Genomic DNA, 2,965 nt, shown 5'->3' on the forward strand with positions numbered 1-2,965 from the left:
TTCAGGCAACCGTCTGTGGTGTTTGCAGAGCTAAGATTGGCGGCTTAGCGTTGCACTTCGGAGTTGAATCCGCCCAGTAAATGAATGTTTTCCTTGGCAAGCATAATGTTAGCATGCGCACAAAGCGTACCTACCAAAAGTGGTAGTCATCATGCGTTGGTTCCTTGGCATTCTTGCAGTCGTTATTCTCTTTGCAGTACTCGTTATCCGGTCCCGATTAAAAGATACCGATGACGACTACTAACCTTTGCCCTTTATCGGCAAGCAGGTTTAGATTTATCCCATCCCTGTATCCGCAGTGGCGTAGCATAATCAATCCTCACAACGTTACTATGTGTTGGCCCACAAACACGGTTAACTAAGACGAGGAGTCGTGGCATGTCCCGGGAATTGACCAAAGAAGATATCCATCTTATGGCGCAACGTTTGCATGCCATTGCTCAAACAGGACTGGCCTATTCGCCGGATATCTTCGACAAAGAACGCTACGAAACGCTGCGCGAGATGGCCTTTGAATTACTCGCTTCAAACTTCGATCTCAGTGCGGAGACATTTTCCGCGCTGCATATTCCCGACGTGGGATACGCCACCCCAAAAACCGACGTCCGGGCCATTGTGCTGCGTGAAGGGAAATTGTTGATGGTCAAAGAGGCCGACGATGGCGGCTGGAGCCTGCCAGGAGGCTGGGTCGATGTTGGCGACACGCCCTCATCTGCCATTTGCCGGGAAGTCCGCGAAGAAACCGGATTAGAAGTTAAAGCCACCCGCCTTCTGGGTCTCTGGGATCGCAATCTGCACAATCACCCTCCCCATCCGTGGCATATCTACAAAGCGATTTTCCTGTGTGAAGAGCTGGGGGGAGAACTCAGTATTAGCCATGAATCACTGGATGTCGGCTTCTTTGATGTTAATGAGTTACCCGAACTGTCGTTGACGCGAATTGTGCCGGAAGAGATCACAGTCAGTCTGGATATTGCGGCCAATAATAAGCCCGCATGGTTTGACTGAGCGGTGGGAGAAGGCCCGTAAAACACGGGCCTTTGTGTCATTTATGATTGCAGCGTGGCCAGCCGGGCAGCGAAACCGACAAAGATAAGGCCAATTAATGAATTGCCAAGTTTGGCGAGACGTTTTTTGGTCTTCACAAACTGCGTCACATAGGATCCGGAAATAATCAGGAAGCTGAAATAACAGACGCTAATTAACTCCAGCGTACTGGCAAGAATAAAGAACGCCATTCCTGTATTGGTGTAGTGGACGTCGATAAACTGCACGAAAAATGACACATAAAACAAAATCGCTTTGGGATTGGTCAGGCTGAGAACCAGCGAACGTTTAAAAATATCGCCCTTGTGCACGTCATGCTCACTGACGCTTTTCGCCTTACGCGAAAGCGTGCTGTAGAGCATTTTCACCCCCAGCCAGAGCAGGTAAAACGCGCCGAGATAACGAACGATATTGAACAACACCGGCGTTGTTTTGATGAGCGTCGCCACGCCCATATAGGCCAGGAACATCAATACCGCATCACCGATAAACACGCCCGCAGCCGCAACATAGCCATTTTTTAGACCGCCTGCCACGCTGGTTTTGAGCACAAAAAACGTGTTCGGGCCAGGCACCAAAATAATGAAAATCGCCCCAATGAAATAGGACCAGAAACTGATAACACCGTATTCGGCAAACACTTTGCCTCCTGCAAATACCGTTAAAACCGATCGGGGTCATATGCTACAAGAGCGAGAAGAGAAACTAAAGCGCAGGGAAGAACAAAAAGCCCGCCGAAGCGGGCTGAGAGGCTCGGTTAGTGATGAAGCATCTCATCAACAACCTGCTCTTTTTTGAGCTGGTAAGGATAATAGGTCGGCCAGTTGTCCATTTCTTCCAGCAGCGCTTCCTGAGAGGTGCTGCCCATAAAGATATGGAAGTGTGCAGAGGTCCGCGGCGCAATGATGTGGTCGCTAAACTGCACATATTTCGGCGCATTGCTGCTGGCATCTTTACATTCGAACAGGTAGCGCACGCCTTTTTTGCCGGAGGTATAGGTCAGGATTTTATGCCCGGCGTAATCATATTTACATGAACTCACTTTATCGCCGGAATGGAACTCCATCACGCTATTCTCAATCCCGATCGTATCGATGTCAGTGGCGTAGCCTTTACGGTAGTACGCTTTAATCTCATCAAAGGATTTGCTCTTATCTTTCTCAGCCTTTTTCTTGAACACCGGGTCAAGATCGCCGCTTTGCAGATAAGGGTACAGAGACTGCCACATGCCGTCCCAGTCGGTCAGTTTGCGGTCTTTCACGTCGCTATCGTTGAATTCACCCTCTGCCGCTTTCTTTTCCACTTCGGTCAGCGGTTTTCCGTGCGAATGATGGTCATGAGCAAATGCATGCGTGCTAAATAACAGAACACCCAGAGCTATCGTTGTTTTTCCAAAATGACTGGCCAAAATTCGTCCCTCAGTTCATCAAAAGAGGCCAAATGTTACGATATAACATATCATTATTCAAGATGTAAAAATTGCCTGTTAACCTTATGTGCTGCTACCTGTCCATCGGCTGGAAATTTTATCGTTCCCTGCTATAAACCAATGGTCAGGTTTTAACCATTGCGCCATCCCTTCTGAGGTTTATTTATTATGTCGATAGCCAAAGCACACAGCCTAAAGCAAGTTTATCAAATGCTTAACTCAGGGAAACACAGCGAAATCGAACTGGCATTCGATGTTGACGCGGACGCGTTTTTCCAGCTCTCAACCGAATATTGCGATGACGGCGCGAAAATCACCCGTCACGAAAATCACTTCGTCATCAAGCTCAAAGGCATGGCGATCCCGGCGCTCGATTAATCCACCGCCAGAGCAGAAAGTTTAACGATTTGAGCTTTCTAGATAGTGTCGTCACAAGATTTTAGCCCAGAGAGCGATGCATCTGATCTGGACGGCAGCGAGAAATGAGGC

General features: G+C 48.5%; 4 protein-coding genes. 2 read left to right on the forward strand and 2 right to left on the reverse strand.

Features of this window, described 5'->3' with window-relative positions; all coding sequences use genetic code 11:
• Positions 1-378 precede the first annotated feature (378 nt).
• A complete protein-coding gene (locus tag ACSZPU_RS24710; RefSeq protein ID WP_499004224.1) occupies positions 379-1,008 on the forward strand; it encodes an NUDIX hydrolase in 630 nt (209 codons plus the stop codon).
• 41 nt (positions 1,009-1,049) lie between these two features.
• Here the strand turns inward: ACSZPU_RS24710 and leuE are convergent, their stop codons facing one another.
• Positions 1,050-1,688, reverse strand: coding sequence for a leucine efflux protein LeuE (gene leuE, locus ACSZPU_RS24715; protein WP_499004225.1), 639 nt, complete (start codon positions 1,686-1,688; stop codon positions 1,050-1,052).
• Positions 1,689-1,804: 116 nt separating this feature from the next.
• Positions 1,805-2,455: a metal-binding protein ZinT gene (gene zinT / locus ACSZPU_RS24720; RefSeq protein ID WP_499004227.1), complete on the reverse strand. Its 651-nt coding sequence runs from the start codon at positions 2,453-2,455 to the stop codon at positions 1,805-1,807.
• A 231-nt stretch (positions 2,456-2,686) separates the two neighbouring features.
• Between zinT and ACSZPU_RS24725 the strand changes: the two genes are divergently transcribed.
• The gene (locus ACSZPU_RS24725) at positions 2,687-2,854 is read left to right on the forward strand and encodes a hypothetical protein (RefSeq protein WP_499004229.1); all 168 of its coding nucleotides are present in this window, start codon (positions 2,687-2,689) and stop codon (positions 2,852-2,854) included.
• The last annotated feature ends 111 nt before the right edge of the window (positions 2,855-2,965 follow it).

Origin of the sequence: Phytobacter sp. V69 (assembly GCF_965644215.1) — a bacterium.
Classification (GTDB): Bacteria; Pseudomonadota; Gammaproteobacteria; order Enterobacterales; family Enterobacteriaceae; genus Phytobacter.